The 25,268-nt window shown below is 64.5% G+C and carries 23 protein-coding genes; 17 read left to right on the top strand and 6 right to left on the bottom strand.

Annotation, left to right across the window (positions count from 1 at the left end; genetic code table 11):
* The first annotated feature begins 24 nt into the window (after positions 1 to 24).
* The 4 genes from RPF88_RS18985 (at position 25) to RPF88_RS19000 (ending at position 3,244) form a co-directional block, all read left to right on the top strand.
* Positions 25 to 477: a hypothetical protein gene (locus tag RPF88_RS18985; protein ID WP_024503411.1), complete on the top strand. Its 453-nt coding sequence runs from the start codon at positions 25 to 27 to the stop codon at positions 475 to 477.
* Positions 474 to 935 (top strand): periplasmic heavy metal sensor, encoded by a 462-nt coding sequence (locus tag RPF88_RS18990; RefSeq protein WP_337122915.1) that lies wholly within the window; start codon positions 474 to 476, stop codon positions 933 to 935. Before RPF88_RS18985 ends, RPF88_RS18990 begins: the two co-directional genes overlap by 4 nt.
* A 111-nt stretch (positions 936 to 1,046) precedes the next feature.
* Complete coding sequence (locus RPF88_RS18995; protein ID WP_024503409.1) at positions 1,047 to 1,334, top strand: GCG_CRPN prefix-to-repeats domain-containing protein; 288 nt, start codon at positions 1,047 to 1,049, stop codon at positions 1,332 to 1,334.
* Positions 1,335 to 1,507: 173 nt separating this feature from the next.
* Complete coding sequence (locus RPF88_RS19000; RefSeq protein WP_337122916.1) at positions 1,508 to 3,244, top strand: sulfatase-like hydrolase/transferase; 1,737 nt, start codon at positions 1,508 to 1,510, stop codon at positions 3,242 to 3,244.
* A gap of 5 nt (positions 3,245 to 3,249) precedes the next feature.
* On the opposite strand, the gene RPF88_RS19005 is transcribed toward RPF88_RS19000, so the two are convergent.
* From RPF88_RS19005 to RPF88_RS19025, 5 genes are all read right to left on the bottom strand, one after another.
* Complete coding sequence (locus RPF88_RS19005) at positions 3,250 to 4,830, bottom strand: indolepyruvate oxidoreductase subunit beta family protein (protein WP_337122917.1); 1,581 nt, start codon at positions 4,828 to 4,830, stop codon at positions 3,250 to 3,252.
* On the bottom strand, positions 4,823 to 6,976 hold the full coding sequence (locus RPF88_RS19010; protein ID WP_127385028.1) for a thiamine pyrophosphate-dependent enzyme: 2,154 nt from the start codon (positions 6,974 to 6,976) through the stop codon (positions 4,823 to 4,825). The genes RPF88_RS19005 and RPF88_RS19010 overlap by 8 nt, the downstream gene beginning before the upstream one ends.
* A gap of 45 nt (positions 6,977 to 7,021) precedes the next feature.
* Positions 7,022 to 7,504: a MarR family winged helix-turn-helix transcriptional regulator gene (locus tag RPF88_RS19015; protein WP_013527967.1), complete on the bottom strand. Its 483-nt coding sequence runs from the start codon at positions 7,502 to 7,504 to the stop codon at positions 7,022 to 7,024.
* A complete protein-coding gene (locus RPF88_RS19020; protein WP_337122919.1) occupies positions 7,504 to 9,075 on the bottom strand; it encodes a phytoene desaturase family protein in 1,572 nt (523 codons plus the stop codon). The genes RPF88_RS19015 and RPF88_RS19020 overlap by 1 nt, the downstream gene beginning before the upstream one ends.
* A 314-nt stretch (positions 9,076 to 9,389) precedes the next feature.
* Positions 9,390 to 10,181, bottom strand: a complete 792-nt coding sequence (locus tag RPF88_RS19025; RefSeq protein WP_063169953.1) for a cyclase family protein — start codon at positions 10,179 to 10,181, stop codon at positions 9,390 to 9,392.
* Positions 10,182 to 10,300: 119 nt separating this feature from the next.
* On the opposite strand from RPF88_RS19025, the gene RPF88_RS19030 reads away from it, so the two are divergent.
* The 13 genes from RPF88_RS19030 (at position 10,301) to RPF88_RS19090 (ending at position 24,125) form a co-directional block, all read left to right on the top strand.
* Positions 10,301 to 11,875 (top strand): phytoene desaturase family protein, encoded by a 1,575-nt coding sequence (locus RPF88_RS19030; RefSeq protein WP_337122921.1) that lies wholly within the window; start codon positions 10,301 to 10,303, stop codon positions 11,873 to 11,875.
* Between the two features lie 110 nt (positions 11,876 to 11,985).
* Positions 11,986 to 13,515, top strand: coding sequence for an ABC transporter substrate-binding protein (locus tag RPF88_RS19035; RefSeq protein ID WP_027161803.1), 1,530 nt, complete (start codon positions 11,986 to 11,988; stop codon positions 13,513 to 13,515).
* Between the two features lie 219 nt (positions 13,516 to 13,734).
* Positions 13,735 to 14,742, top strand: a complete 1,008-nt coding sequence (locus tag RPF88_RS19040) for an ABC transporter permease (RefSeq protein ID WP_337122922.1) — start codon at positions 13,735 to 13,737, stop codon at positions 14,740 to 14,742.
* Entirely contained in the window at positions 14,735 to 15,583 is an 849-nt protein-coding gene (locus RPF88_RS19045; RefSeq protein ID WP_013527973.1) for an ABC transporter permease, read from the top strand. Before RPF88_RS19040 ends, RPF88_RS19045 begins: the two co-directional genes overlap by 8 nt.
* Positions 15,580 to 16,458, top strand: a complete 879-nt coding sequence (locus RPF88_RS19050; RefSeq protein WP_337122923.1) for an ABC transporter ATP-binding protein — start codon at positions 15,580 to 15,582, stop codon at positions 16,456 to 16,458. The genes RPF88_RS19045 and RPF88_RS19050 overlap by 4 nt, the downstream gene beginning before the upstream one ends.
* The gene (locus tag RPF88_RS19055; protein ID WP_337122925.1) at positions 16,451 to 17,287 is read left to right on the top strand and encodes an ATP-binding cassette domain-containing protein; all 837 of its coding nucleotides are present in this window, start codon (positions 16,451 to 16,453) and stop codon (positions 17,285 to 17,287) included. Before RPF88_RS19050 ends, RPF88_RS19055 begins: the two co-directional genes overlap by 8 nt.
* 77 nt (positions 17,288 to 17,364) lie before the next feature.
* Positions 17,365 to 17,964: a VOC family protein gene (locus RPF88_RS19060; protein ID WP_337122926.1), complete on the top strand. Its 600-nt coding sequence runs from the start codon at positions 17,365 to 17,367 to the stop codon at positions 17,962 to 17,964.
* 140 nt (positions 17,965 to 18,104) lie between these two features.
* Positions 18,105 to 20,399, top strand: a complete 2,295-nt coding sequence (locus tag RPF88_RS19065; protein WP_337122927.1) for a bifunctional salicylyl-CoA 5-hydroxylase/oxidoreductase — start codon at positions 18,105 to 18,107, stop codon at positions 20,397 to 20,399.
* Complete coding sequence (locus RPF88_RS19070; protein ID WP_337122928.1) at positions 20,396 to 21,169, top strand: SDR family NAD(P)-dependent oxidoreductase; 774 nt, start codon at positions 20,396 to 20,398, stop codon at positions 21,167 to 21,169. The genes RPF88_RS19065 and RPF88_RS19070 overlap by 4 nt, the downstream gene beginning before the upstream one ends.
* Positions 21,163 to 21,633 (top strand): MarR family winged helix-turn-helix transcriptional regulator, encoded by a 471-nt coding sequence (locus tag RPF88_RS19075; protein WP_013527979.1) that lies wholly within the window; start codon positions 21,163 to 21,165, stop codon positions 21,631 to 21,633. Before RPF88_RS19070 ends, RPF88_RS19075 begins: the two co-directional genes overlap by 7 nt.
* Entirely contained in the window at positions 21,630 to 22,442 is an 813-nt protein-coding gene (locus tag RPF88_RS19080; RefSeq protein ID WP_024503396.1) for an enoyl-CoA hydratase family protein, read from the top strand. The genes RPF88_RS19075 and RPF88_RS19080 overlap by 4 nt, the downstream gene beginning before the upstream one ends.
* 75 nt (positions 22,443 to 22,517) lie before the next feature.
* The gene (locus tag RPF88_RS19085; protein WP_024503395.1) at positions 22,518 to 23,666 is read left to right on the top strand and encodes an acyl-CoA dehydrogenase family protein; all 1,149 of its coding nucleotides are present in this window, start codon (positions 22,518 to 22,520) and stop codon (positions 23,664 to 23,666) included.
* A 63-nt stretch (positions 23,667 to 23,729) separates the two neighbouring features.
* The gene (locus RPF88_RS19090; RefSeq protein WP_024503394.1) at positions 23,730 to 24,125 is read left to right on the top strand and encodes a RidA family protein; all 396 of its coding nucleotides are present in this window, start codon (positions 23,730 to 23,732) and stop codon (positions 24,123 to 24,125) included.
* 24 nt (positions 24,126 to 24,149) lie between these two features.
* Here RPF88_RS19090 and RPF88_RS19095 read toward each other — a convergent pair whose 3' ends face one another.
* The gene (locus RPF88_RS19095) at positions 24,150 to 25,241 is read right to left on the bottom strand and encodes an LLM class flavin-dependent oxidoreductase (RefSeq protein ID WP_337122930.1); all 1,092 of its coding nucleotides are present in this window, start codon (positions 25,239 to 25,241) and stop codon (positions 24,150 to 24,152) included.
* Between the last annotated feature and the right edge of the window lie 27 nt (positions 25,242 to 25,268).

The raw sequence follows: 25,268 nt of genomic DNA on the forward strand, positions 1-25,268 counted from the left end.
CGCCGACGGGCAAGGGGGAGACACATGGCTGAAGGGTCCAGGAACGAACCCGCAATGGATGCCAGGCGCTTTGCCGCCTTGGCGCAGGCCTATGGCGGCGACTTGCGGCGATGGCCCGAGGCCGAGCGAATGGCCGGCACGGTCTTTGCCGCAAGCGACGCGGGCGAGGCCATCTTGAGGCAGGCCGGGACACTTGACGCGCTGCTCGACAGCTACCGCGTCGACGCCCCGGACAAGGCACTGCACAGCAGCATTCTGCAGGCTGCCGGCCGGCACATCGTCCAGCGCCGGCGTCAGTGGTTCTGGTGGCTGGGACTTGGACTTGCCGGCATTGGTCTGGCCGGTGCCGTGGCAGGACTGGCCCTGGTGACCATCGTCACGCCGGAGGTCCAGCCGGACCATTATGTGCTGGATACCGATGTAACGGCGTTTGGCGATGCCGGCCCGGATGCCGAGAACGGTGAGGAAAACCTATGAGCCCGCGCTGGATCCGTGGTCTGGTCATTACTTCCGTGGTGCTGAACGTCTTTCTTGCGGGCGCATTCGTCGGCGGCGCAGTCTGGCTGAGAAATGCCAAAGCGGGCGCGGCTGTCTCGCTGGAATCGGCTGGCCGACAGCTTGCCAACCAGGACCGCAAGGCGTTCCGCGAGGCGCTGCGCCAGGTTCGCGTGCAGTCCCGTCAGATCATTCTCGATGGCCAGCAGGCGAGGCAGGAGGCAGCGGACCTGTTGCAGCAGCCTGTCATGGACAAGGCCGCCTTGTCCGCCGCCCTGGAACGGGCACGCAATGCCGATGTGGCGGTGCGCAGCCGGCTTGAACAGGCCATTGTCGACTTCGCGGCGAGCACATCGCCTGAAAACCGGAGCGTGCTGGCACAGGCGTTGCTGCGCCATATGGAACGCCGCGCCACCGTTACGCCAAAAAAATCGCCATGACGACCGACGGAAAAGGCCGGAGACGCCGTTTAACGATGCGAAGGGACAAGCCTGCCCTGTGCACCATACAGGACGGCCATCTTCATCGTCGAAAGCACTCGGAGTCCAATTATGAGTCGCCTGAAAAACTATGCAGCAACCGCTATCCTGGCCATCGGTGGAACTGTCGTGACAGCCTCCGCGTCCAGCGCAATGCCCATCGTGTCCGTTGCCAAGCCAGCCACCCCGGCACTGGTCGAGCATGTCCGCTGGGGCTGCGGCATCGGCTGGCACCCTAACAGATGGGGCCGCTGCGTGCCGAACGGCGTCGTCGTCGTGCGCCCGCGCTACCACTACTGGCACGGTCCGGCCTACGTCTGGCATCCGCATCATCACTGGCGCCACTGGCACCATTACTGATCAAAGCACCGCGGGGCCAGGCACCTTTCGGGCGGCCCCGCGCGAGCGCTGGCGCGCACCGGACAATCCCGACCAGCCGAGTTAAGGTTAAATCCACTATACATTTGTTCTTAGCCCGCAAACAATCGAAGAATTTCCCGAAACTATGCTCAGGCATCTTCGTGGGAAAATCTGTGGTTCAGCTTCAAGGTCTTGGACGGGTGCTCTGCCATCCGCTGACGCTGGCCGTGGTCAGCCTTGCAGGCGTCTTCGCCGCCGGACGGGCCGAGCACGAATGGCTGTCGGTGCCGTTCTCGCTGGCGCTGGTGGCTGCCCTTGCCGGACTTCTGTTCCTGGCTTCGGGGCGCCTTGCCTTTTCCGTCTACCTCGCCTGGATGGGCATTGCCTTCGTCACCGTGGTTTCGGCGATCAAGTTCCGGCTGAAAGGATTTTCGCTGCACTTCTACGACACGGTCTTCGTGTCGAGGGACCCGGAAGTGTATCGTTTCCTGCTCGGCTCCTACCTCCATCTGATCGCGCCGGTCGTCATTGCCCTAGGGCTCGGCATCGGGGCGGCGGTGCTTCTGTTCCGGATCGATCGGAAAATTGGCTGGCCGGTGTCGGCACGCGTCCTGGTCATGGCGGCGCTCGTCGTTCTGGTGCCGCTGACCTTTCCGACCGAGGCCTCGAAGGACCGCTATTTTTACTACATGCAGGGCCGGCACATGTCGGCCTTCTTCGTCTCGCTGCTGGATTTGCACAACCTCGTTGTAGAATCGGGCTTCGAAAAGCGGCTGCAAGCCGTGGCGCCGCAGCCGCCTTTTGCCGACACGGTCGATTGCGGCGACCGGGCTGATCTTCCCGACGTCTTTTTCGTGCTCAGCGAAAGCCAGTCCGATCCCAGCTATTTTCCGCAGGTCGGCAACGGCGCGGGATTCCTGCAGAGATTCACACCGGGGGCCGGCACGCCGCACCAGATGCAGGTCGAGACGTTTGGCGGCGGCACTTGGATCACCAATCTGTCGCTGATGACCGGCCTGTCGGCCACCGATTTCGGCTGGCGAAGCCCCTATCTAACCATCACCCTCCAGGACAAGGTCGCCGGAGCCTTGCCGGAGGTGCTGGCGCGCTGCGGATATCGGACTGTCGTGATGACGCCGATGGACTTTTCGTTCGTCAATGAAGGGCCGTTCCTGAAATCGATCGGTTTCGAGACCGTGCTCGACATCAAGGACATCGCCGCGCCCTTCTATCACCTGCGCGACAACTTTTATTACCAGGCGGCCGAGGCATTCATCGCCAGGCACCATAGGGAAGACGGCCGGCCGCTGTTCCTCGAAATCCAGACCATGTTTCCGCACTCACCCTATGAGGGGCGGATGGAGCCCGGGCTGAAGGTCGAGGGCGAGCCTTTCTCGGGCAATTTCCAGGCCAATGAGTATCTGCGCCGGATGGCGGTAGCGCGCGGCGATTTCCAGGATTTCCTCGACAACAGGCAAGCGGATGCCGGTGAACGCGGCGCCGTGGTGCTCGAATTCGGCGATCACCAGTCGTCGGCGACCAAGCCGTTCGTCGAGGCGATCGCCGGGGACGACGCCTTGGCGACCCCTGGCTCGCTTGCCTATCGCACTTTCTACACGCTCACCACCTTCAACCATCCTTTGCGCCATCCGATGCCTGACCTGGCCCCGCTCGACGTCGGCTTCCTCAGCGCGAGCCTGCTCGACGCTGCCGGCCTGCCGATGTCGCCTGTCATGGCCGACCTCGTGCGCCTGCGCGACCATTGCGGCGGCAGGTTTCATGGTTGTCAGGATCGGGCGGAGGTCGATGCGCATCTGCGCCGGCGCGTCGATTCAGGCCTGCTGCATCTGTTCCCGGAAGCGGTGCCGCTGCGTGGGCTGGCGCCGCTCCAATCGGTAGATGCTCGCTAGTTATCTCAGCCGATTTTATCTGGCCCCAGCGTCGCCACGGTCTTCAGCGCACCGTCCAGCATGTCGCCCTTCTCGTCCTTCAGCGCCATTTCGCGCAGGCGGCGGATCCAGTCGGCGGCGTCGGTGCGGCCCTTGACCATGTCGAGCGCGGACAGCACCCGGTCGAATTTCGACTGCGCCCGGACATGGGTGTCGCTATAGCCCTTGATCAGCCGGCGGCAGTTGAGGATTTCAACGGCCAGTGCGTAATCCTGGGGCACATGGTCGAGCGCCAGCGCGTACCAGCCATCGAGATGCGCGACCTCGACCTTGTGGCGCAGCAGGCTGCGGCGCCAGCGGCGCAGGCCGCCGATGAACCACAGAGCGGCAAAGCCGGCAAAACTGTCGGTGCGGATGCGGCGGCCATGGTTGATGCGGCGGTCGAGAAAGGCGGCGAGCTTCGGCCGGTCCTCGATGTAGCTGCCCAGACCCGCCGGCAGCGTGCCGCAGAACTCCTCGATGCGCGGATGGAAATATTCGGTCACCTGCAGGATCGAGCCATCCTTGACGCCGACCTCGCGGCGCACGCGTTTGTCGCGCGTCGAACGTGTCTTGAGATCGGCGACGCGGATCATGTCGTCGTAGCACAGCGCGTTGGCCAGATGCTTGGCGGCAGCGATGGACAAGCCATAGCCCTGAATCGGCCCGTCCAGCGCGACGGCCTTGTCCAACCGGTCGAGATAGTCGCGCCCATAGGCGATGTCCTGATAGTCGACGACCTTTCTCAAGCCTCGAAGCGCCATATCGCGCACGGCCACCGGCAACAGATCGATGCGGGCAGCCAAGGCCTGCCAGCCTTGCAGCAGGTTTCGCGGGCCACTCACCTGTCCGGCGCCCAGGGCAGATTCGACGATCGCTGGCTCGGCCGGCCTAGGCGCCGGTGCTGCCGTGCCGCGCGCACGATCAAACGCGGCACCGAAGGCGGCGAGGCTGGCCTTGACGCCCCGGCCGCCGGCACCGATCGCCTGTTCGTAGCTCTCGCGCGTGAACGGCAGGGCGCCGGACCCTGCCAGCGCGCCAAGCAGGCTGGCCGAGATCATCGAGCCATTGTCGGCGGCGATCTTCTCCATATCGAAAGCGATGAAGCATTTCGATGCGGCTTCCGCCGTCGCGTGCACCTTGGACGACGAGGCGCGGCCGTCGCCCGGTTCGATCTTTTCCGACACGGCGGCGATGCGGTGCGACGAGGCGATCAGCGTGGTCCGCTCGGGCGTGACGAAGCCGCGAATGATGGCACGGCCGGCTTCCATCAATTCGGCGGCGATCAGGATGTCGACGTCGCCCTGCGAGGGCGACAGGGCGAAGACCGGCAGCCGGCCGGTGTCGCGGGCCATCTCGACATAATAGATGGTGGCGCCGGTACGCTGGGCGACGCCGGCGACCGAGGTCGACTGCGCGACATAGCCGTTGCGCTCGGCGACATCGGTAATCCAGTCGGCGAGCACGCCGCCGCCCTGGCCGCCGACCGCCAGCACGGCGAGCTTGATGACACGCTCACCATCCTGAGCGCCGGCGTGGGCGCGAAGTGGGGGGACGGCGTCAAGCATCGGCGAAAGTCAGGCGCCGGCTTTCGCGGCGACGCTGCAACAGGCTGATGGTGGCGCGGCGCGCGGCTTCCAGGAAGCGATCCCAGCGGCTTGGATTGTGGACGACGTCGGCGCGATAGAAGGACGGGCAGAGCACCGCCGCATCGGCGACCTCGCCGCAATTGCCGCAGCCGACGCAACTCTGGTCGATATGCGCGACCGGATCGTCGCGCAAAGGATCGTCGAGCGACTTGACCGACAGCGATGGGCAGCCGGACAGCCGCATGCAGGCGTGGTCGCCGGTGCAGATGTCCTCATCGACGCCGAACTTCGGTTTCACGACACGGGTCCCGCCCTTGATCGCCTTGTCGACCAGCGGCTTTTCGCGGCGCTGGCGGTTGAGCATGCATTCGGACGAGGCGACGATGACTTTCGGCCCCTTCTCCTCCGTCGTCAGCGCCTCGCGCAGCGTGTCCTGCATCTTGGTCACGTCATAGGTGCGGTCGACATGGCGCAGCCATTTGACGCCCATGCCTTTGACCGCCTCGGTGATCGGATGCTTCGTCGACTTGGTCTTGTTGCCGGCGCGGGACGAGAGGATGTCCTGGCCGCCGGTGGCGGCCGAGTAAAAATTATCGACGATGACGATGACGCCGTCGTTCTTGTTGAACACCGCGTTTCCAATTGAGGAGGTCAGGCCGTTGTGCCAGAAGCCGCCGTCGCCGACGAAGGAGATGGAACGCCGCTTGGCATCAGGCGAATTGAAGGCTGAGGCGGAGGCCGGGCCCAGCCCGTAGCCCATGGTGGTGGCGCCGAGCTCGAAAGGCGGCATGATCGAGAATAGATGGCAGCCGATGTCGGAGGCGATGTGATGCTTGCCTAGCTCCTGCTCGACCAGTTTTGTCGCGGCAAAGATCGGCCGTTCCGGGCAGCCGATGCAGAAGCCCGGCGGACGGCCCGGCACGACATTGATGAGGTCAGCGGCATCAACGCCGTCGCCGACCTTGTTGGGCGCGCGCACCTCGCCCGGCAGCAGATGCGGCGCCTCGGCGCGCAGGAAGGCGCCGATGCCGTCGAGCATGACCTGGCCGGTGTATTCGCCGGCCATCGGCAGATGCTCCTTGCCGACCAGCCTGGTGCCTCGACCGGCCTTGTGCAGCATCGAAGCAAAGGCCTGTTCGATGTAGTTGGGCTGGCCTTCCTCGACGACCAGCACCGACTGCTTGCCCTCGCAGAACGACAGGAACTCGTCATCGATCAAGGGATAGACGGCATTGAGCACATAGAGCGGCACGTCGGTGTCGCCATAGGTGTCGGCAAGGCCGAGCCGCTGCAGCGCGCGGATGACCGAATTGTACATGCCGCCCTGCATGACGATGCCGACCGAGCCATGGTCCGAGCCGAAGAACTCGTTGATCTTGTTCTTGGCGATGAAGTCGACCGCCGCCGGCCAGCGTTTCTGCACCTTCTCCTTCTCATGCAGGAAGGAGGCGGGCGGCAGCACGATGCGGCCGGTGTCGCGGCGCGGCGCGTCGAGGGCATCGGCGACCGTCATCGGCGGCCGCTTGTTGTCCTTGGCGATGAAATGGCCATGCACGTGGCAGCAGCGGATGCGCACCTGCAGCATGACCGGCGTGTTGGAAATCTCCGACAGCTCGAAACCATCCTCCACCGCCTTGACGATCGATGGCAGATTGGGTCGCGGGTCGAGCAGCCACACCTGGCTTTTCATGGCGAAGGCATGGCTGCGCTCCTGCATGATCGAGGAGCCCTCGCCATAGTCTTCGCCGACGATGATCAGCGCGCCGCCGGTGACGCCGCCGGAGGCGAGATTGGCCAGCGCGTCGGAGGCAACATTGGTGCCGACGGTCGACTTGAAGGTCGCCGCACCGCGAATGGGATAATGCACTGACGCCGCCAGCATGGCGGTGGCAGTGGCTTCCGAGGCGCTGGCTTCGAAATGCACGCCGAGCTCGCCCAGAATGTCCTGCGCGTCGGCCAGCACGTCCATCAGGTGACTGATCGGCGCGCCCTGATAGCCGCCGACATAGCCGACGCCGCATTGCAGCAGCGCCTTGGTGATGGCGAGAATGCCTTCGCCGGCAAACTCCTCGCCGGCACCGAGCCTGAGTTTTTCGACTTCCCTGGCAAAAGACCGTTCGGCCATTCTTTTTCTCCCTTCCGTTACCGCCAGCGCTGGCGGCGCGTAGGTCTAGATGTCGTGCTTGCGAATGTTCTTCAGCATCTTCAAAAGCGTGGCGATGAGCGCGGAATATTCGGCATCGTCGATGTCGTCGAACATCGCCTCGAACGCGTCGTGCATGGCCGGCCAGGCGCGGGTGAACTCGGCGCGGCCCTCGTCGGTCAGGAACACATGGCGGATTCGGCTGTCGGTGACACCCTGCTCGCGTCGCACCAGACCCTGGCCCTCCAGCGTATCGAGGGTCCGGCTCAAGGTCGATTGCTCGATGACCGTATAGACCGAGAGGTCGTTGACGGTGATGCCGTCGGTGACCGACAGCACGGCGAGCGTGCGCACCTGCGGAATGGTCAGGCCCTGCTTGCGGAAATCGTCGCGCAAGGTGGCGTTGTAGCGGCCCATGATGCGGTTCATCAGATAGGGCGCGAATTGCTGCAGCCCGATCTGCCCCAGGGTCGAAATGCGCTGGCGCTTTTCCGCGACCTTCTCTTCCATCACAGCCTCCCCGCCAGGAGAAATCCGGAACCGCCGCCGAGACCCGCGCCCGGGTGGGTCGAGGCGCCGATATGGTAGAGACCCTTGATGCCGGTCTGATGGTTGCGGCTGGTCTTGAACGGCCGCCACAGGAAAGACTGGTCGATGGTCGAGGAACCGCCATAGGGATCACCGCCGACCAGGTTGGTGTTCATCGCCTCCAGATCGGCCGGCGAATAGGCGCGGCGCGCGATGACGCTGTCCTTGAAGCCTTCGATATGGCTGGCGAGGATCGCCTCAATGCGATCGGCATAGGCTTCGCGCAGCACATCGGTCCATTGCCCGTCTGCCGGCGCCTGCAGCTTGCCGGCCGCGTCGCCCTTGATGTGGCGAGGCGCCTCGGGCAGTTGCAGCCACAGGATCGCCTTGCCTTCGGGGCAGCGCGACGGATCGAGTGCATGCGGCTGGCCGACACAGATGGTCGGCACCTCCGGCAGCATGCCGCGCGCCGCCTCGTTGCAAGCTTTCGAGACGCCATCCAGGCCGGGCGTGAGGTGCAGCAACGCCACTTTATCCAAGCCTTCGCCCGGCCATGCGGGCGGTTTGTCCAAGGCGTAGTGGATCTGGAAATTGCCTTTGCCGTAGCGGTACTTTTGCGTCGCCTCGACATCGGCTTTGGGTGCATCCGCGCCAAGCAGCCTGCCATAGAGCTGCGTTGGCGTAACCGAGCAGATGACGCTCTTGTCGGCATTGATTGTCTCGCCCGAGGCCAGCCGCACGCCGGTTGCCCGGCCATTGTTTTGAACGATCGAAGCGACATCGGCGCCGGTGCGGATATCGCCGCCGCGTTCCCGAATCAATGCCTCGAAGGCCGCCAGCAGGTTTTTTGCCCCACCCTTGACGATCGGTGCTCCGGCCGCCTCAAGTGCGAAGGCGATCACCTTGGCGATTTGGCCGGAGAAGGCGTCCTCGGGTCCAAGCCCGGCATGCAGTACCCAGGGTGCCCACAGCGCGCGGATGGTTTCGGACCGGTAGGTGTTTTCGAGCCAGCCGCGCGCCGGCACCAGAGCTTCGCCGAGGAAGGCGGCAAGGCCGTGCAGGCCACGCCGCCAGCCATCACCGGCCAAAAGCTTCGCCGTCGGATAGGACCACAGGCTACCGCCGAGCAGGCCGAACAGCAGGCCGGCATTGCGCTCGATGCCGCCGACATCTTCCGCGTGCCGGTCACCGTCGCCGGCCGCGATCGCATTGAGCGCGGCGATGTTAGCGGTGCGGTCGGTGGTGAGCACGGCGTGGCTGCCGTCCGGCCGCAGCACGCCTGTCGGCGTGCCGGTGTGGCAGAACTCCAGCCCGTGCCGCGCAAGGTCGGCGCCCAGCGCCGCAAAGGCCGGCGAGGTGATGAACAGCACGAAGGTCGTCGCCATCACATCATGGATGAAGCCGGGTGCGGTGATCTCCTCGGTGCGCAAGCAACCGCCAATGCGGTCGTTGCGCTCCAGGACGAGCACACGCGCCCCTTTGCCGCCAAGCATCGCCGCGCAGACCAGCGCGTTGATGCCGCTGCCGACGATGATGTGATCGGGGGCGGTCATTGGCGGTTGCTCTTTGCTTGCGGGCAGTGGAGTTCAATCGCGTGGAATTGCGCTCTGCGGCGCCCCCCTCTGGCCTGCCGGCAATCTCCCCCTCTTGGGGGGAGATTGGCAGCTTCGGCGCCCCACTCAATCCTGCAACGTCGCAGATCGGCGAAAACCATTGTGAAGGCCAATCTCCCCCCTTGAGGGGGAGATGTCCGGCAGGACAGAGGGGGGCGCCGTAGGGCGCTAGCGCTACAAGCCTGCCACCCTCTACCTGCCATCAACCCGGTTTCGCCTTCTCGCATGATCTTCTCCCGAAGACCCACCTCGCTTTATTGCTTCGACACCAGCGCCAGCGCGCGGATCGGGCTGCCGGTGCCGTGCTCGATCTTGAGCGGCGCCGCGATCAGGATGGCGCCCTTCGGCGGCAGCTGGTCGAGGTTGCAGAGGCTGGCGAGACCGTAGCGGTTGGCCTTGTGCATCAGCGTGTGCGCCGGGAATGGCGGCTCCATGCCACCGGCCTTGCCGGCATCGGTGCCGATCGTCTCCGAGCCCCAGCCCTTGATGTCCTTACTGATCAGGAACTGGATGGCTTCGGCCGTCGGGCCGGGCGTGTGCGGGCCGGTCTCGTTGGCGTTGAGGAACTCGGCTTCCGAGCCGTTGCGCTTGTACCAGTCGGTGCGCATCACCACCCATTCGCCGGCATTGATCGCACCGTGCTTGGCTTCCCAGGCCTTGATGTGGTCGACGGTGAGCAGGAAATCGGGGTCGGCGGCGGCTTCCTTCGAACAGTCGATGACATTGACCGGGCCGACGAAATTCTGCGCCGGAATGGTGTCGGTGGCGCCGTCCGGATAATCCTTGCCGCTGATCCAGTGCTGCGGCGCGTCGAAATGCGTGCCCGAATGTTCGCCGAGCTTCAGCCAGTTCCAGGCCCACCACGGACCGTTCTTGTCGTAACGGGAGATGTTGTGGATCTCGACCTTCGGCGTGTCGACGGCGAGTTCCGGCGGTAGCTTGATCAACGGCGTGTCCGGCCCGAGCGGCGCCGACAGGTCGACCACCTTGATGGCGCCTGAAAGAAGCTGGCCGGCGACTTCGCCGAGGAGTTTTTGCGTGTCCATGGTTTGAAGTTCCCTCTTTCGTGTGATGATCAAGGCTCGTCTCGGCCCTTAATATCCTACTAGACGAAAACATATGCATCTGCAATTATCTTTAAGCATAAAGGAAATGGGGACAGGGCGTGAGCGAGTTCGACGCCATCTTTGTCGGGGCGGGCCACAACAGTCTGGCATGCGCCGCGCATTTGGCGCTCAAAGGCTGGAAAACAGGGGTTTTCGAGCGCGGCGCGACAATCGGCGGCGCCGTCCAGACGCGCGAATTCACCCTTCCCGGCTTCCGCCACGATTTCGGCGCGATGAATCTCAGCCTCTTCGCCAGCTCGGCCTTCCACCGGAAATATGCAAATGAATTGAAAGCGCAGGGGCTGGAGTTCGCCCCGGTCGCCGACTGTTTCGCCAGCGCATTCCCTGACGGGCGCTGGTTCGGCGTCAGCAACGATCTGGAAAAGACGGCCCCGCGCATCGCCGCCTTCTCCGCCACTGACGCCGCCACATGGCGCAGGCTGGTTGCCGCCTTCCCGGCGGAGGCCGAACACCTGTTCCGGCTGCTGGGTTCGCCGATGAGTGCCCGCGCGCTTGCCGGCACGGCGTGGAACCTGTGGCGCAAGAAGGGCATGTCCGGAGCGCTCGATACGGGCCGCCTGCTGCTGTCCTCACCCCGCGCCTGGCTGGAGGAAACTTTCGAGTCGCCGCATATCAGGGCAACGCTCGCCACTTGGGGCATGCATCTCGACTTCGCCCCGGATATCGCCGGCGGTGCCGTGTTCCCCTATCTGGAATCGATGGCCAACCAGAGTTTCGGCATGGTGCTGGGCAAGGGCGGCGCCGATAGCATCATCCGTGCCCTCTCTGGCATGGTGACCTCCGCCGGCGGCAAGATCGTCACCGGCGCCGAAGTCGCCGAGATCACCGTTTCGGCCGGCAAGGCGACCGGCGTACGGCTCGCTTCGGGCGAGTCGCATACCGCCACCAGGGCAGTCATTGCCGGCGTCGCGCCCAAGGCGCTGACGGGCAGATTGCTGCCCAATGGTTCGGGCGACGCCGGCTTCGACACGGCGATGCAGAAATTCCGCCATGCGCCAGGCACGATGATGATCCACCTGGCGCTGGACGATTTGCCGGATTGGCGTGCCGGAGCGGAGCTTCGGCAGTTCGCCTATGTGCATCTGTCGCCGTCGCTCGACGCCATGTCGCGCACCTATCAGCAGGCGATGGCGGGCATGCTGCCGGACGAGCCTGTGCTGGTGGTCGGCCAGCCGACGGCGATCGACCCGTCGCGGGCGCCTCAGGGAAAGCATGTGCTGTGGGTGCAAGTGCGCATGCTGCCGGCCGAAATCCTGGGCGATGCCGCCGGCAAGATCGCACCGAACCATTGGGACAAGGTGAAGGAGGCCTACGCCGAGCGTGTCCTCGACATCATCGAGACCTATGCGCCCGGCCTGCGCAACAAGATCCTCGGCCGCGCCGTCTTCTCGCCCATCGACCTCGAGCGTGAGAACCCGAATCTCGTCGGTGGCGACCAGGTCTGCGGCAGCCATCATCTGGCGCAGAACTTTTTATTCCGCCCGGCGCGCAACTATGCCGGCTGGAACACGCCGGTGGCGCATCTGCACCTCACTGGAGCCGCGACATGGCCGGGCGCCGGCACCGGTGCGGCGTCGGGCTTCATGCTCGCACAACAACTTGGCGGGAGGTAGGAGCCGGAGATTTCCTTGAGGCTACGAGGGGCAAGGCGCTGCTGCCCAAGAAGCCTGAACCAATGACCTGAAGACGCCGCGCAGAAACAAAACCAACAAGGGGAACGACCATGACAATCAACAGACGGGAATTGCTGGGATACAGCGCCGCGGCACTCGGAGTGGCCGCCGTCGGCCTGCCGCAGATCGCTAGGGCGGCTGCCGGCGAACTGACCATCGCCTACAATGTCAACCTGCCATCCTGGGATCCGACCACCGGACCCTCGGCCGTCAACCCGACGATCCAGGGGCTTTACCAGTCGGTATTCGACCAGTTCATCCCGCAGAAGCCCGATTTGTCCTTCGCGCCGGGCCTGCTCACCGAATGGGGCTGGAACGACGACCGCACGAAGATCATGATGACGGTGCGCGAAGGCGTGACCTGGCATGACGGCTCGCCGTTCACGGCCGAGGACGTGGTCTGGTCGCTACAGCGGGCAGGCGACGAAAAGACCGGCAACCCGATCCAGTTCGTCTGGAAGAACGTCAACAACTTCAAGATCGACGGCAACAAGATCACCGGCGACGTCGTGCAGTTCGACCCGGTCTATTTCAAATGGATGTCGTTCCTGACCGGCTACATCATGCCGAAGGCCTATTACGAGAAGGTCGGCGCCGAAGGTTTCGAGAAGGCGCCGATCGGCACCGGCCCCTACATGGTGGAAAAGTTCGAGCGCAACGCTTTCCTGCGGCTCAAGGCAAACCCGAACTACTGGGGCGGCAAGCCGGCCTTCGAGAATGTGACGATCAAGTTCGTCGCCGACGCGGCAAGCCGCGTCGCCGAGATCGAATCCGGCTCCTCGCAAGTGACGCTCGAAATCCCCTACGAGGAGTATGACCGGCTGATCGCCAAGGACGGGCTGGCCGGCTCGTGCAAGAACGTTTCCGACATCGGCATGATCTTCTTCAACGACATCGAGGCGATGCTGGACAAGAACGTCCGTCAGGCCGCCGTGATGGCCGTCGACAAGAAGCTGCTGGTCGATCGCCTGCTGCGCGGCTACGGACAGCCGATCGATACGCTGGAAACGCCGGAATACGCATCCTACGACGCGTCGATCAAGGTCGAGCACAATCCGGAAAAGGCCAAGGAATTGCTGGCTGCCTCCGGCTATTCGCCGGAAAAGCCGGTCAAGTTCACCATCCAGACGACCAAGGGCTTCAAGCCCAAGGACTATGAGATGATCCAGGCGATCGTCGGCATGTGGCGCAAGGTCGGCATCGAGGCGACGATCGAGGTCTACGAGATCGCAAAGCACTACGAACTGCGCGCCGCCGATAAGCTGGCGCCGGCCGCCTTCTACAACTGGGGCAACGCCATCGGCGATCCGACCACCTCGACCGGCTTTGCCATGTACGGCCCGAGCCCGCATTCGGTGTGGGACAGCCAGGATTTGATCGACATGATCAACCCGCTGTGGGGCGAGAAGGACGAGGCCAAGCGCATCGCCGGCTGGAAGGCTGTCGACAAATACATCGCCGAGCAGGCCTATGTGCTGCCGCTGATGCAGTATGCGCAGCCCATCGTCCATGCCAAGGGCGTCAATGTGGTTCAGCATGTGTCGGGCGCGCTGCTGCCGGCCCTGATGACCCCGGCCTGACCGATATTGGAGGGCACGCCGTTCGCGAGACGGCGTGTCTTCTTGAACGACGCAGGCCCCCTCATCCGGCCCTTCGGGCCACCTTCTCCCCGCTGGAGAGAAGAGACCGGCTCAGCCGTCGGCGACCTCTTCTCCCCTCGGGGAGAAGGTGGCCGCGAAGCGGCCGGATGAGGGGTCTTCGTTCCATCAGTCACTGAAACGCATTAGGCCTACGCCAGAATGCTCCTGCAAAGATTCCTGATCCGTCTGCTGACGATGCTGATCACGCTGTTCGGCGTGGCCGTCGTCGTCTTTGTCGTGATCCGCGTCGCGCCCGGCGATCCGATCGCCATGATGCTGTCGCCTGGTGCTACGGATGCCGACATTGCCCGGCTGCGAGCGCTCTACGGCCTCGACAAGACCATCGTGCAGCAATTCTTCATCTGGCTGTCAGGCGTCGCCAGGGGCGATTTCGGCACCTCGATTTCGCTCAGGCAGGATGTGCTGGGTCTCGTCTTCAACCGGCTGCCAGCGACGCTGGAGCTTGCCATCGTCGCGCTTGTGATGGCGGTGGCGCTCGGCGGCACGACGGCAATCATCGGCGCGCGCGAACGCGGCACGGCGGTCGAGGCCGGCATCGACATCGCCAGCGGCGCGGCGCTTTCCATTCCCGACTTCCTGTGGGGCCTGGTGCTGATCCTGCTGTTCGGCGTGCTGGTGCCGATCTTCGACATTTCCGGCCGGGTGTCGCCGCAGCTCGACCTGCCCTTCGTCACCCAGTTTTATCTGTTCGAGAGCTTGCTTCGTCTGCGCCTCGACCTGACCTGGGATCTGCTGAAACACATGCTGATGCCGGCCGTGGCGCTGGCGCTGCCGCTGGCGGCGATCATCTCGCAGCTGCTGAAACAGTCGCTGAAGGAAGTGCTCGACCTCGACTACGTCGTGCTGGCGCGGGTCAAGGGATTCTCGGAAACACAGGTCATCCTGCGCGAAGCGCTGAAGAATGCCGCGCTGCCGACGCTGACGCTGGTCGGCGTGCAGTTCACCTTCCTCATCGGCGGCACCGTCATCGTCGAACGGCTGTTTTCCTATGAAGGCCTCGGCAACATGGCGATCGACGCCGTTATCAACCGCGACCTGCCGCTGATCCAGGGCATCGTTCTGGTCTTCGCGCTGCTGTTCGTGCTGATCAACCTCAGCGTCGACATGATGTACGCGCTGCTCAATCCAAGGCTGCGCCATGGATGAGGGCCGCGCTCAAAGACGAGCTGTGTCGCCGCGTCTGTGGCTTGCCGGCGGCTGGCTGCTGCTGGCGCTTCTGGCGGCAATCTTCGCGCCGCTGGTCGCGCCGCAGGATCCGCTGGCGCAGGATTTGATGCTGGAACGGTTGCCGCCGTTCTGGATGGCCGGCGCCGAACCTGGCTATTGGCTCGGCACCGACAGCCTCGGCCGCGATCTGTTGTCCCGGCTGATCTTCGGCGGCCGCATCGCCTTCATCGTCGCTTTTGCCGCGGCCATCGCCGCCTGCCTGGTCGGCTCGATGCTGGGGCTCATAGCCGGCTATTTCGGCGGCTGGGCCGACCGCATCATCTCGCGCATCGTCGATGTCTGGATGGCGTTTCCGCCGGTGCTGTTCGCCATCCTTTTGGTTGCGGTGCTCGGCACGGGCTTGAGCTCCGTCATCCTCGCCATCGCCATCATCGACTGGACGCGCTTTTGCCGGGTGATCCGTGCCGAGACGATGGGCCAGTCGCGCATGGACTATGTCGAGAATGCCCGCATTGCCGGCTATGGCCGCATCGGAATCATGCTGCGCGAAGTGCTGCCCAATGTGGTGCCGTCAATCGTGGCGCTGCTGTCGCTGGAAATGGGCATCGCCGTCATCGTCGAGGCGATCCTGTCCTTCGTCAATCTGTCGATCTCGACCGACGACCCGACCTGGGGCGGCATCATCGCCGAGGGCCGGCTGTCGATCCATCAGGCGTGGTGGGTGCTCGTATTTCCGCTGATCACGCTGATCCTGACCGTGCTGTCGTTCAGCCAGTTCGGCGAGGCGCTGAAGACGCGTTTCGATCCGGTGCTGCGATGAGCGCCTGTCTCGACGTCAGGGATCTGAGCGCCGTGCTGCCCAACGGCCAGCGCGTATTGCGCTCGGTGTCGCTTGCCGTTCAGCCCGGCGAGGTCCGCGCGCTGGTCGGCGAAAGCGGCGCCGGCAAGACGATGATCGGCAAGGCGGTGCTCGGTGTGCTGCCGTCGAGCGTGCGCATCGTCGAAGGCGACATGCGGCTCGAGGGCGAAGACCTCGGCAAATTGCAGCCCAAGGCGCGGCGCACGCTGATCGGGGCATGCACGGCGCTAATCCCGCAGGACCCGCTGACCGCGCTCAACCCGTCGCGCCGCATCGGCTCGCAGATGACCGACCGGCTGGTGCGCATCCTCGGCTGGAGTGGCGAGAAGGCCGATACCCGCATTCGCCAGTTGCTCGACGAGGTGCAGATCCGCGACCCCGATCGCGTGCTCAAAAGCTATCCGCACGAACTGTCCGGCGGCATGCGCCAGCGCGTGCTGATCGCTGCCGCCTTCGCCGCCGAGCCACGGCTGATCGTCGCCGACGAGCCGACCACGGCGCTCGACGTCACCGTGCAGAAGCAGATCCTGCGGCTGATCGCACAATTGCAGCGCGAGCACGGCACCGCGATCCTGTTCGTCACCCATGATCTCGGCGTCGTCGCCAAGATCAGCCAGAGGGTCTCAGTGCTCTATGCCGGCAAGGTGGTGGAGGAGGCCGAGACCGCAGCGCTCTTCGCCGCGCCGCAGCACCCCTACACACGGGCACTGATCGCGGCGACGCCACGCTACACCGATCCTTTCGCCTCGCTAAGACCGGTGGACGAGGCGGTGCTGGCCGGACTTGCTTCGGAGATCGCTGCCGCCGACCAAGCCTGGAGGCGGCCGCATGGTTGAACCGTTGTTCTCCGTGCGCGGGCTGAAGGTCGCGCTGCCCGACATGACGCGCAAGCCACCGATCGGCCGCGCGCCATTGGCCGAAATCCTGAAGGGCCTGGACTTCGACCTGCCGCGGGGCTCGGTGACCGGCATTGTCGGCGAATCCGGTTCGGGCAAGTCGACGCTCGGCCGCGCGCTGGTGCGCCTGCTGGAGCCAAGCGCCGGCAGCATCAACTTCGACGGCCGCGACATCACCAATCTGCCGGAAGCGGAGCTGCGGCCGCTGCGGCGCAATCTGCAGATGATTTTTCAAGATCCGATGTCGTCGCTCAACCCGCGCCGCACCATTGCCAGCATTATCGCCGCGCCTTTGAAGCAGAATGGTCTTGGCGACAATCTCAAGAATCGCGTCGCCGAGGCGCTGCAGCGTGTCGGCCTGCCGCAAAGTTTCGCCAGCCGCTATCGGCACGAACTGTCGGGCGGCCAGCGCCAGCGCGTCGGCATTGCGCGCGCTCTGGCACTGTCGCCAAGATTCGTGCTCGCCGACGAGATCGTCTCTGGACTCGACGTGTCGACGCAGGCGCAGATCCTGACCCTGCTGGAGGAGCTTGCCGCGGAGATGGGGCTGACCGTCGCTTTCATCAGCCACGATCTGTCTGTCATCCGGCGGCTGTGCCGGCAAGTGATCGTCATGCGCGAAGGCGCGATCGTCGAAGCGAGCGCCACCGACGCCTTGTTCGAGAAGCCGCAGCGGGCCTACACGCGCGATCTCATCGCAGCCATTCCGCTGCCCGAAATCGATGCGAGCTGGCTGGACATTCCTTCCGCCGCCAAGGCGCCGACATGAATGCATACGCACGCCGACTAGCGGGCCTCGGACGTGCGACCACAAAGACCAAGTCCCGCCAAATGGAGAGGACTGACATGAAGAGCACAATCGCAATTGCAACGCTCGCCGCCGCTATGCTCGGCAGCGCCGGCATGGCCTCGGCGGATTCGATCCCGGGCATGCGCGGCCACGACCACACCGGCATCACGGTTCCCGACATGAAGCAGGCGGTCAACTTCTTCACAGAAGTGGTCGGCTGCAAGAAGGCGATGTCGTTCGGCCCGTTCGCCGACGACAAGGGCACCTTCATGCAGGATCTTCTGGGCGTCGATCCGAAGGCGGTGATCGAAGAGGTCACCATGGTGCGTTGTGGCTACGGCTCGAACATCGAGCTGTTCAAATACACAGCACCGGACCAGAAGGACCTGACTCCGAAGAACAGCGACATTGGAGGCTTCCACATCGCCTTCTATGTCGACGATGTCGCCGCTGCCAAAGCCTATCTCGAAGGCAAGGGCGTCAAGACGCGGATGGGGCCGCTGCCGGTCAAGGAAGGGCCGGCCGCCGGCCAGACCATCCTCTATTTCCAGGCGCCGTGGGGGCTGCAACTGGAAGCGATCAGCTATCCCGATGGCATGGCCTATGAGAAGGGCGCCGAGACGGTGCTGTGGAGCCCGAAGAACCCGGAAAAGTGATCGGCAGCGCGCTTGCGTGATCACACGCAGGCGCGCTTTCGCCATGTCAGGACGATCATTCTGATATAAAACTTTAAGCTTGAAATATCTTGTCGCCGGCGCGATACTGAACTCCAGCAAGCGAAGAGGAGATCGCACAGATGAAGGTTGCGGTTCTCGGCGGCGGACCAGCCGGCCTCTACTTTGCCATTTCGATGAAACTGAGGGACGCCGCCCACGATGTGACGGTGTTCGAGCGCAACCGCGCCGACGACACGTTCGGCTGGGGCGTCGTGCTGTCGGCCGAAACGCTCGACAATCTGTCGAAAAACGATCCGGTCAGCGCCGTCTGGATCAAGAAGCACTTTGCCTACTGGGACGACATCGCAGTCATCCATGACGGCGTGCGCACGGTCTCGTCAGGACACGGCTTCTGCGGCATCGGCCGCAAGCGGCTGCTGGTCCTGCTGCAGCGCCGGGCGCGTGAACTCGGCGTCAAGCTGATGTTCGAGACCGACATTGCCGATCCCAAGCCCTACATGGCGACGCATGATCTGGTCGTCGCTGCCGACGGCCTGAACTCCAGGGCGCGCAACAGCTTCGTCGACATCTTCAAGCCCGACATCGACACCCGCAAATGCAAGTTCGTCTGGCTCGGCACCAACCAGAAATTCGACGACGCCTTCACCTTCATCTTCGAGAAAACCGAGCATGGCTGGGTGTGGGCCCACGCCTACCAGTTCGACAGCGACACCGCGACCTTCATCGTCGAGTGCAGCGAGCAGACCTGGGCTGCCTTCGGCTTCGGTGCGATGTCGCAGCAGGAATCGATCGCCGTTTGTGAGCGGATCTTCGAAAAACATCTCGGCGGCCACGCCTTGATGACGAATGCCAACCATATCCGCGGTTCGGCCTGGATCAATTTCCCGCGCGTGCTGTGCGAGCGCTGGTCGTACAAAAACCTGGCGCTGATGGGCGATGCGGCGGCGTCGGCGCATTTCTCGATCGGCTCCGGCACCAAGCTGGCACTGGAAAGTGCTGTGGCGCTGGCCGAATATGTCGAAACCGAGCCGGACCTGGATGCCGCCTTCCGCAGATATGAGGATGCCCGCCGCACCGAGGTGCTCAAGCTGCAATCGGCGGCGCGCAATTCGCTGGAATGGTTCGAGGAGGTCGAGCGCTATCTCGGCCTCGATCCGGTGCAGTTCAACTATTCGCTTTTGACCCGCTCGCAGCGTATCAGCCACGAGAATCTGCGACTGCGCGATGCCGAATGGCTTGAAAGCGCGGAAGAATGGTTCCAGCGCCAGGCGGGCGCCGGCGGCAACAGCCTGCGCCGCGCGCCGATGTTCGCGCCGTTCAAGCTGCGCGACATGAGGCTGCAGAACCGCGTCGTCGTTTCGCCGATGGCGCAGTACAAGGCTGTCGACGGCTGTCCGACCGACTGGCATTTCACACACTACGCCGAGCGCGCCAAGGGCGGCGCCGGCCTCATCTATATCGAGATGACCTGCGTCAGCCCGGAAGGGCGCATCACGCCCGGCTGTCCCGGCTTCTACGCGCCCAAGCATGAGGTGGCGTGGAAGCGGCTGGTCGACTTTGTACATACCGAAACCGAAGCCAAGATCTGCGCCCAGATCGGCCATTCCGGCGCCAAGGGCTCGACCCGGCTTGGCTGGGAGGGCACTGACGTGCCGTTGGTCTCAGGCAATTGGCCTGTGATGGCGGCCTCGGCGGTCGCGTGGTCGCCGCAGAATCAGGTGCCGAAGGCGATGGACCGCGCCGACATGGACCGCGTGCGCGACGAATTCGTCGCTTCGGCCGAGATGGCCGATCGCTGCGGCTTCGACATGCTCGAAATCCACGCCGCGCATGGCTATCTCTTGTCGTCCTTCATCACGCCGGTCACCAACCGGCGCACGGATGAATATGGCGGTTCGCTGGACAATCGCATGCGCTATCCCCTCGAAATCTTCCGCGCGGTGCGCGCCGCCTGGCCGGCGGAGAAGCCGATCTCGATGCGCATTTCGGCCAATGACTGGGTCGGCATCGAGGGCGTGACGCCGGCCGACGCGGTCGAGATCGCGCGGCTGCTGCATGAGGCCGGCGTCGACATCTGCGATGTCTCGGCAGGCCAGACCTCGGCACTGGCCAAGCCTGTCTATGGCCGCATGTTCCAGACGCCGTTTTCCGACCGCATCCGCAACGAGGTCGGCATGGCGACGATGGCGGTCGGCAACATCTACGAGCCGGACCATGTCAATTCGATCCTGATGGCCGGCCGCGCCGACCTGGTGGCGCTGGCGCGGCCGCATCTTGCCGATCCCTACTGGACACTGCATGCCGCCGTCATGCTCGGCGACCGCGGTGTCAAATGGCCTGATCCCTATCTGCCCGGACGCGACCAGCTCTACCGTCTGGCCGAGCGCGACGCCGCAGCGGGGCTGAAAGTATGACGGCCGCCGCGACGATACCCGGCAAGCATGCGCTGGTCACTGGCGGCGGCTCCGGCGTCGGGCGGGCCATCGCGCTGGCGCTGGCTGCTGCCGGCATCGGCGTCACCATCTGCGGCCGCCGGGAAGCAGAGCTCGCCAAGGTGGCCGGCGGAAACGACCGCATCTCTGGCATCGCCGCCGATGTCACCGACGAGGCGGCAATGGCAGCGCTCTACGAGAGGGCGCAAGCCGCGCGCGGCCCGTTCGACATCGTCGTCGCCAATGCCGGCATGGCCGGCAGCGCGCCAGCGCACAAAACCGCGCTCAGCGACTGGCAGCGGACGCTCGACGTCAATCTGACCGGCGCCTTCCTGACGGTGAAGCCCGCGCTGGCCGGCATGGCCGCGCGGAAAACGGGACGAATTGTTTTCATCGCCTCGACCGCCGGCCTGAAAGGCTACGCCTACGTCGCGTCTTACGTCGCCGCCAAGCATGGCGTCATCGGCCTGATGCGGGCGCTTGCCGCCGAAACAGTGAAATCCGGCGTCACCGTCAACGCGGTGTGCCCAGGCTTTGTGGAAACCGAAATGCTGGAAGAGTCCATCCGGCGCATCATCGAGAAGACCGGCCGCTCGGTCGAGCAAGCGCGGTCAAGCCTCGCCTCGACCAACCCGCAAGGCCGCTTCATCCAGCCGGATGAGGTCGCCGCCGCCGTGCTGTGGCTGTGCGGCGACGCCGCCCAATCGATCACCGGACAGGCGATTTCCATCTCAGGAGGCGAAACATGGTAGCCGGCCCCCTGCCCGCGCCGTCGGGACCCGGCAAGGACCGCTTGCGTCTGTGGATCAGGCTGCTGCGCGCCTCGCGCACGATCGAGGCCGAGCTGCGCGAGCGGCTGAAGAAGGACTTCAACACCACGCTGCCGCGCTTCGACGTGATGGCAGCGCTTTATCGCGCGCCGGAAGGCATGCTGATGAGCGACCTGTCGCGTTTCCTGCTGGTCTCTAACGGCAATGTCACGGGCATCGTCGACCGGCTGGTTTCGGAAGGACTTGTCGCCCGCGCGCGGCGCAATGGCGACCGCCGCACCTCGATGGTGCGGCTGACCGAGGAAGGCACGCAGGCCTTTGCCGCGATCGCCGCGGCGCATGAAGGCTGGATCGGCGAATTGCTGGGCAAGGTCAGTGAGGACGACGCGCGCCGGCTGACCGGCATGCTGACCTCGTTCCGCAGCAACTGGGAGGGACGCGAATGACCGCAATGGCCGGGCGCAAGCCGAAGCATTTCCTCTGGGAGGTCGAGGGCAGGATCGCCAAGGTCCGGCTCGATCGGCCGGAGCGCAAGAACCCGCTGACCTTCGACAGCTATGCGGAACTCCGCGACACGTTCCGCGACCTCGTCTATGCCGACGATGTCGACGCCGTGGTGTTCCTTTCCAATGGCGGCAATTTCTGCTCCGGCGGCGATGTCCACGACATTATCGGCCCGCTGGTCAAAATGGACATGAAGGAGCTCCTGGTCTTCACCCGCATGACCGGCGATTTCGTCAAGGCGATGCTGAATTGCGGCAAGCCGATCATTGCGGCGGTCGACGGCGTCGCGGTCGGCGCCGGCGCCATCATTGCGATGAGCTCCGACATCCGCATCGCCACGCCGGAAGCCAAGACCGCGTTCCTGTTCACCCGCGTCGGCCTCGCCGGCTGCGACATGGGCGCCTGCGCGATCCTGCCGCGCATCATCGGCCAGGGCCGCGCCGCCGAACTGCTCTACACCGGCCGCACCATGACGGCTGATGAAGGCGAACGCTGGGGTTTCTACAACCGGCTGGTCGATGCCGCCGCGCTTGAAGCCGACGCGCTCGACATGGCGGCGCGCATCGTCTCCGGCCCGACCTTCGCGCACGGCATCACCAAGACCCAGCTCAACCAGGAATGGTCGATGGGCCTCGACCAGGCGATCGAGGCGGAAGCGCAGGCGCAAGCGATCTGCATGCAGACCCGCGACTTCGAACGCGCCTACAAGGCGTTCGTGGCCAAGGAAAAGCCGGTGTTCGAGGGGGATTGAGGATGATGCTTTGCGTGGAGACGTTGGCGGGAGGGGGGCGCCGTAGTGCGCAAGGCCTCAATAGCGGGGCCACCAATGCCTGATCGTTCCTTCCTCTCCTGGCCGTTCTTCGAAGACCGCCATCGCGAACTAGCCGAGCACCTCGAGGCATGGTGCACGACCAACCTCCCAGTCGATCATCATGATGTCGACGCGGCCTGCCGCGAGCTGGTGACCAAGCTTGGCCAAGACGGCTGGCTGAAGCCGACGGCGCTCGACACCGACAATCCGGGGCCACTCGACGTGCGCACTTTGTGCATCACGCGCGAGACGCTCGCTCGCCATGACGGGTTGGCCGACTTCGCCTTCGCCATGCAGGGGCTGGGCACCGGCGCGCTCAGCCTGTTCGGCACGCCGGAGCAGCAGGAATGGCTTTCGAGGACACGCGCCGGCAAAGCGATTTCGGCCTTCGCCCTGTCGGAGCCGCGCTCTGGCTCGGACGTCGCCAACACCGAGATGACGGCGACCCGCGACGGCGACAGCTTCGTTCTTACAGGCGAAAAAACCTGGATTTCCAATGGCGGCATCGCCGACCTCTATGTCGTCTTTGCCCGCACCGGCGAGGCGCCGGGCGCCAAGGGGCTCTCGGCCTTCCTCGTGCCTGGCGACGCCAAGGGCCTTGGCATCGCCGAACGGCTCGAAGTGATCGCGCCGCATCCGCTGGCGCGGCTGTCTTTCGAGCGGGTCCGCCTGCCGGCCACCGCACTGATCGGCAGGCCAGGCGACGGCTTCCGCATCGCCATGTCGGTGCTCGATGTGTTCCGCTCGACCGTCGGTGCGGCGGCACTCGGCTTTGCCCGCCGCGCACTGGATGAAAGCATCAAACGCGTGGCCGAGCGCAAACTGTTCGGCGCGCCGATGGCCGAATTGCAAATGGTGCAGGGGCACATCGCCGACATGGCGCTCGATGTCGATGCGGCGGCGCTGCTGGTCTACCGTGCCGCCTGGACCAAGGACATGGGCGCTGCCCGCGTCACCCGCGAGGCGGCGATGGCCAAGCTGTTTGCCACCGACAAGGCGCAAGAGGTGATCGACAAGGCCGTGCAACTGCACGGCGGCGACGGCGTCCGCAAAGGCCACATCGTCGAAAGCCTGTATCGCGAGATCCGCGCGCTGCGCATCTATGAGGGTGCCTCCGACGTGCAGAAAGTGGTGATTGCGCGGCAAGTGATGGGCGCGGCCTGACGGCGGCAAATTGACGAGCGTTCGATTTTGAAAATTGGGTTTTGGAATACCGGGAGGTTTTGAATGCACACGATTCTGCAGCCGGAAGGCTGGGCAAAACCTGTCGGCTACGCCAATGGCGTCGCGGCGCGCGGGCAGCTCGTCTTCGTCGGCGGACAGGTCGGCTGGAACGGGCAATGCCAGTTCGAGACCGACGATTTTGTTGGCCAGGTGCGGCAAACGCTTCAGAACATCGTCGCGGTGCTGGCGGAAGCCGGCGCGGGGCCGCAGCACATCACCTCGATGACCTGGTACTTCACCGACAAGGCCGAATACCTTGCCAATCTCAGGGGTATCGGCGAGGCCTATCGCGAGGTCATCGGCCGGCATTTTCCGGCGATGGCCGCCATGCAGGTGGTGGCGCTGGTAGAGGACCGGGCCAAGGTGGAGATCCAGGCTACGGCAGTTATTCCGGAATAAATTATTGGCTGCCTCAGGAATAAATTATTCGCGAAGCCCCGCCTGCCTCAAGATCGGCAGCACGTGATCGCAGAAATAGGGCAGTTCTTGCGTGTAGTTGACGAAGGACAGCGCGATGCCCTGATAGCCGTGCCCGGCAATGGCGACCATGTCGGCGACGATCGTTTCCGGCGTTCCGATCAGCGGGTAGGTGCCGGCGCCGCCGGCGAAACGCTGCCGGTAGCGGTCATAGGCGTGCGGGTCGTGCGATTGCGAGAATTCCTTCTTGCCGGCCATGTGGGCATCGACGGCGTCATGGTCGGCCATATCGACGGCGTAGCGCGTGTAGTAGGCCTGCGCCTCTTCCATCGTCGGGCGGCAGACGACATGCGCCACGGTGTAGACGCCGACATCGCGGCCTGCCTTATCGGCCCGCTCGCTGATGTCGGCGACATGCTTGCCGGCATCGCTCATTTCCGAAAATGTCGTGAACAGATAATCGCACCGGGCGGCAGCGAAATCGCGGCCCGGCCCGCCGAAGGCGGCGTTCATGGTCACGGGGCGCGGAACCTGCAGACTGGCCGGCCGGCTGACAGCCTCCTTGAGGCGGTAATAAGTGCCTTCGTAATCGAGCGGCTCGGCCGACGCATAAAGCTTTTCCAGGATTTCGATCCATTCGGCCGCCTGATCGTAGCCCTTCTCGACCAAAGGCGTGCCGAACATGCCGAATTCCTTCGGGTTCCAGCCGCAGACGATGTTCAAGCCCGCGCGGCCCTGGCTAATATGGTCGACCGTCGCCAGCGCCTTGGCGGCATAGAGCGGATGCACCAGCGGCACATGCACGGTCATGAACAGGCCGATCTGCTCGGTGGCCATGGCGAGTGCCGCCGCCCAGGTGAAGGTCTCGAACGACCATTCGCGCACCTTGTTGCGGCCGCCGAAGCCGCGCCAACGCGCGATCGGCAGCATGAACTCCAGCCCGGCGCGGTCGGCGATCTGGGCTGCGGTCACATTGTCCTGCCAGCTCGCCGCCCAGCGCTCCGGCACATCGGTGATGGCAAGCCCGCCATCGGCATTGGTCGAAAAGACGCCAAGCTTCAGTCTGTTCGGGCCGTGCAAAGGGTGTGGTTTGTTCACGTCGCTGCCTCCCGGCGAAGATCGCAC

It is taken from the genome of Mesorhizobium sp. ISC11 (genome assembly GCF_037162595.1).
Lineage (GTDB): Bacteria > Pseudomonadota > Alphaproteobacteria > Rhizobiales > Rhizobiaceae > Mesorhizobium > Mesorhizobium ciceri.

Bases quoted from the DNA above. Each gene is read 5' to 3' on its own strand.
- RPF88_RS18985 (WP_024503411.1), top strand. From the start codon at position 25: ATGGCTGAAGGGTCCAGGAACGAACCCGCAATGGATGCCAGGCGCTTT.
- RPF88_RS18990 (WP_337122915.1), top strand. From the start codon at position 474: ATGAGCCCGCGCTGGATCCGTGGTCTGGTCATTACTTCCGTGGTGCTG.
- RPF88_RS18995 (WP_024503409.1), top strand. From the start codon at position 1,047: ATGAGTCGCCTGAAAAACTATGCAGCAACCGCTATCCTGGCCATCGGT.
- RPF88_RS19005 (WP_337122917.1), bottom strand. From the start codon at position 4,830: ATGCTTGACGCCGTCCCCCCACTTCGCGCCCACGCCGGCGCTCAGGAT.
- RPF88_RS19010 (WP_127385028.1), bottom strand. From the start codon at position 6,976: ATGGCCGAACGGTCTTTTGCCAGGGAAGTCGAAAAACTCAGGCTCGGT.
- RPF88_RS19015 (WP_013527967.1), bottom strand. From the start codon at position 7,504: ATGGAAGAGAAGGTCGCGGAAAAGCGCCAGCGCATTTCGACCCTGGGG.
- RPF88_RS19020 (WP_337122919.1), bottom strand. From the start codon at position 9,075: ATGACCGCCCCCGATCACATCATCGTCGGCAGCGGCATCAACGCGCTG.
- RPF88_RS19025 (WP_063169953.1), bottom strand. From the start codon at position 10,181: ATGGACACGCAAAAACTCCTCGGCGAAGTCGCCGGCCAGCTTCTTTCA.
- RPF88_RS19035 (WP_027161803.1), top strand. From the start codon at position 11,986: ATGACAATCAACAGACGGGAATTGCTGGGATACAGCGCCGCGGCACTC.
- RPF88_RS19040 (WP_337122922.1), top strand. From the start codon at position 13,735: ATGCTCCTGCAAAGATTCCTGATCCGTCTGCTGACGATGCTGATCACG.
- RPF88_RS19045 (WP_013527973.1), top strand. From the start codon at position 14,735: ATGGATGAGGGCCGCGCTCAAAGACGAGCTGTGTCGCCGCGTCTGTGG.
- RPF88_RS19050 (WP_337122923.1), top strand. From the start codon at position 15,580: ATGAGCGCCTGTCTCGACGTCAGGGATCTGAGCGCCGTGCTGCCCAAC.
- RPF88_RS19055 (WP_337122925.1), top strand. From the start codon at position 16,451: ATGGTTGAACCGTTGTTCTCCGTGCGCGGGCTGAAGGTCGCGCTGCCC.
- RPF88_RS19060 (WP_337122926.1), top strand. From the start codon at position 17,365: ATGAAGAGCACAATCGCAATTGCAACGCTCGCCGCCGCTATGCTCGGC.
- RPF88_RS19065 (WP_337122927.1), top strand. From the start codon at position 18,105: ATGAAGGTTGCGGTTCTCGGCGGCGGACCAGCCGGCCTCTACTTTGCC.
- RPF88_RS19070 (WP_337122928.1), top strand. From the start codon at position 20,396: ATGACGGCCGCCGCGACGATACCCGGCAAGCATGCGCTGGTCACTGGC.
- RPF88_RS19075 (WP_013527979.1), top strand. From the start codon at position 21,163: ATGGTAGCCGGCCCCCTGCCCGCGCCGTCGGGACCCGGCAAGGACCGC.
- RPF88_RS19080 (WP_024503396.1), top strand. From the start codon at position 21,630: ATGACCGCAATGGCCGGGCGCAAGCCGAAGCATTTCCTCTGGGAGGTC.
- RPF88_RS19085 (WP_024503395.1), top strand. From the start codon at position 22,518: ATGCCTGATCGTTCCTTCCTCTCCTGGCCGTTCTTCGAAGACCGCCAT.
- RPF88_RS19090 (WP_024503394.1), top strand. From the start codon at position 23,730: ATGCACACGATTCTGCAGCCGGAAGGCTGGGCAAAACCTGTCGGCTAC.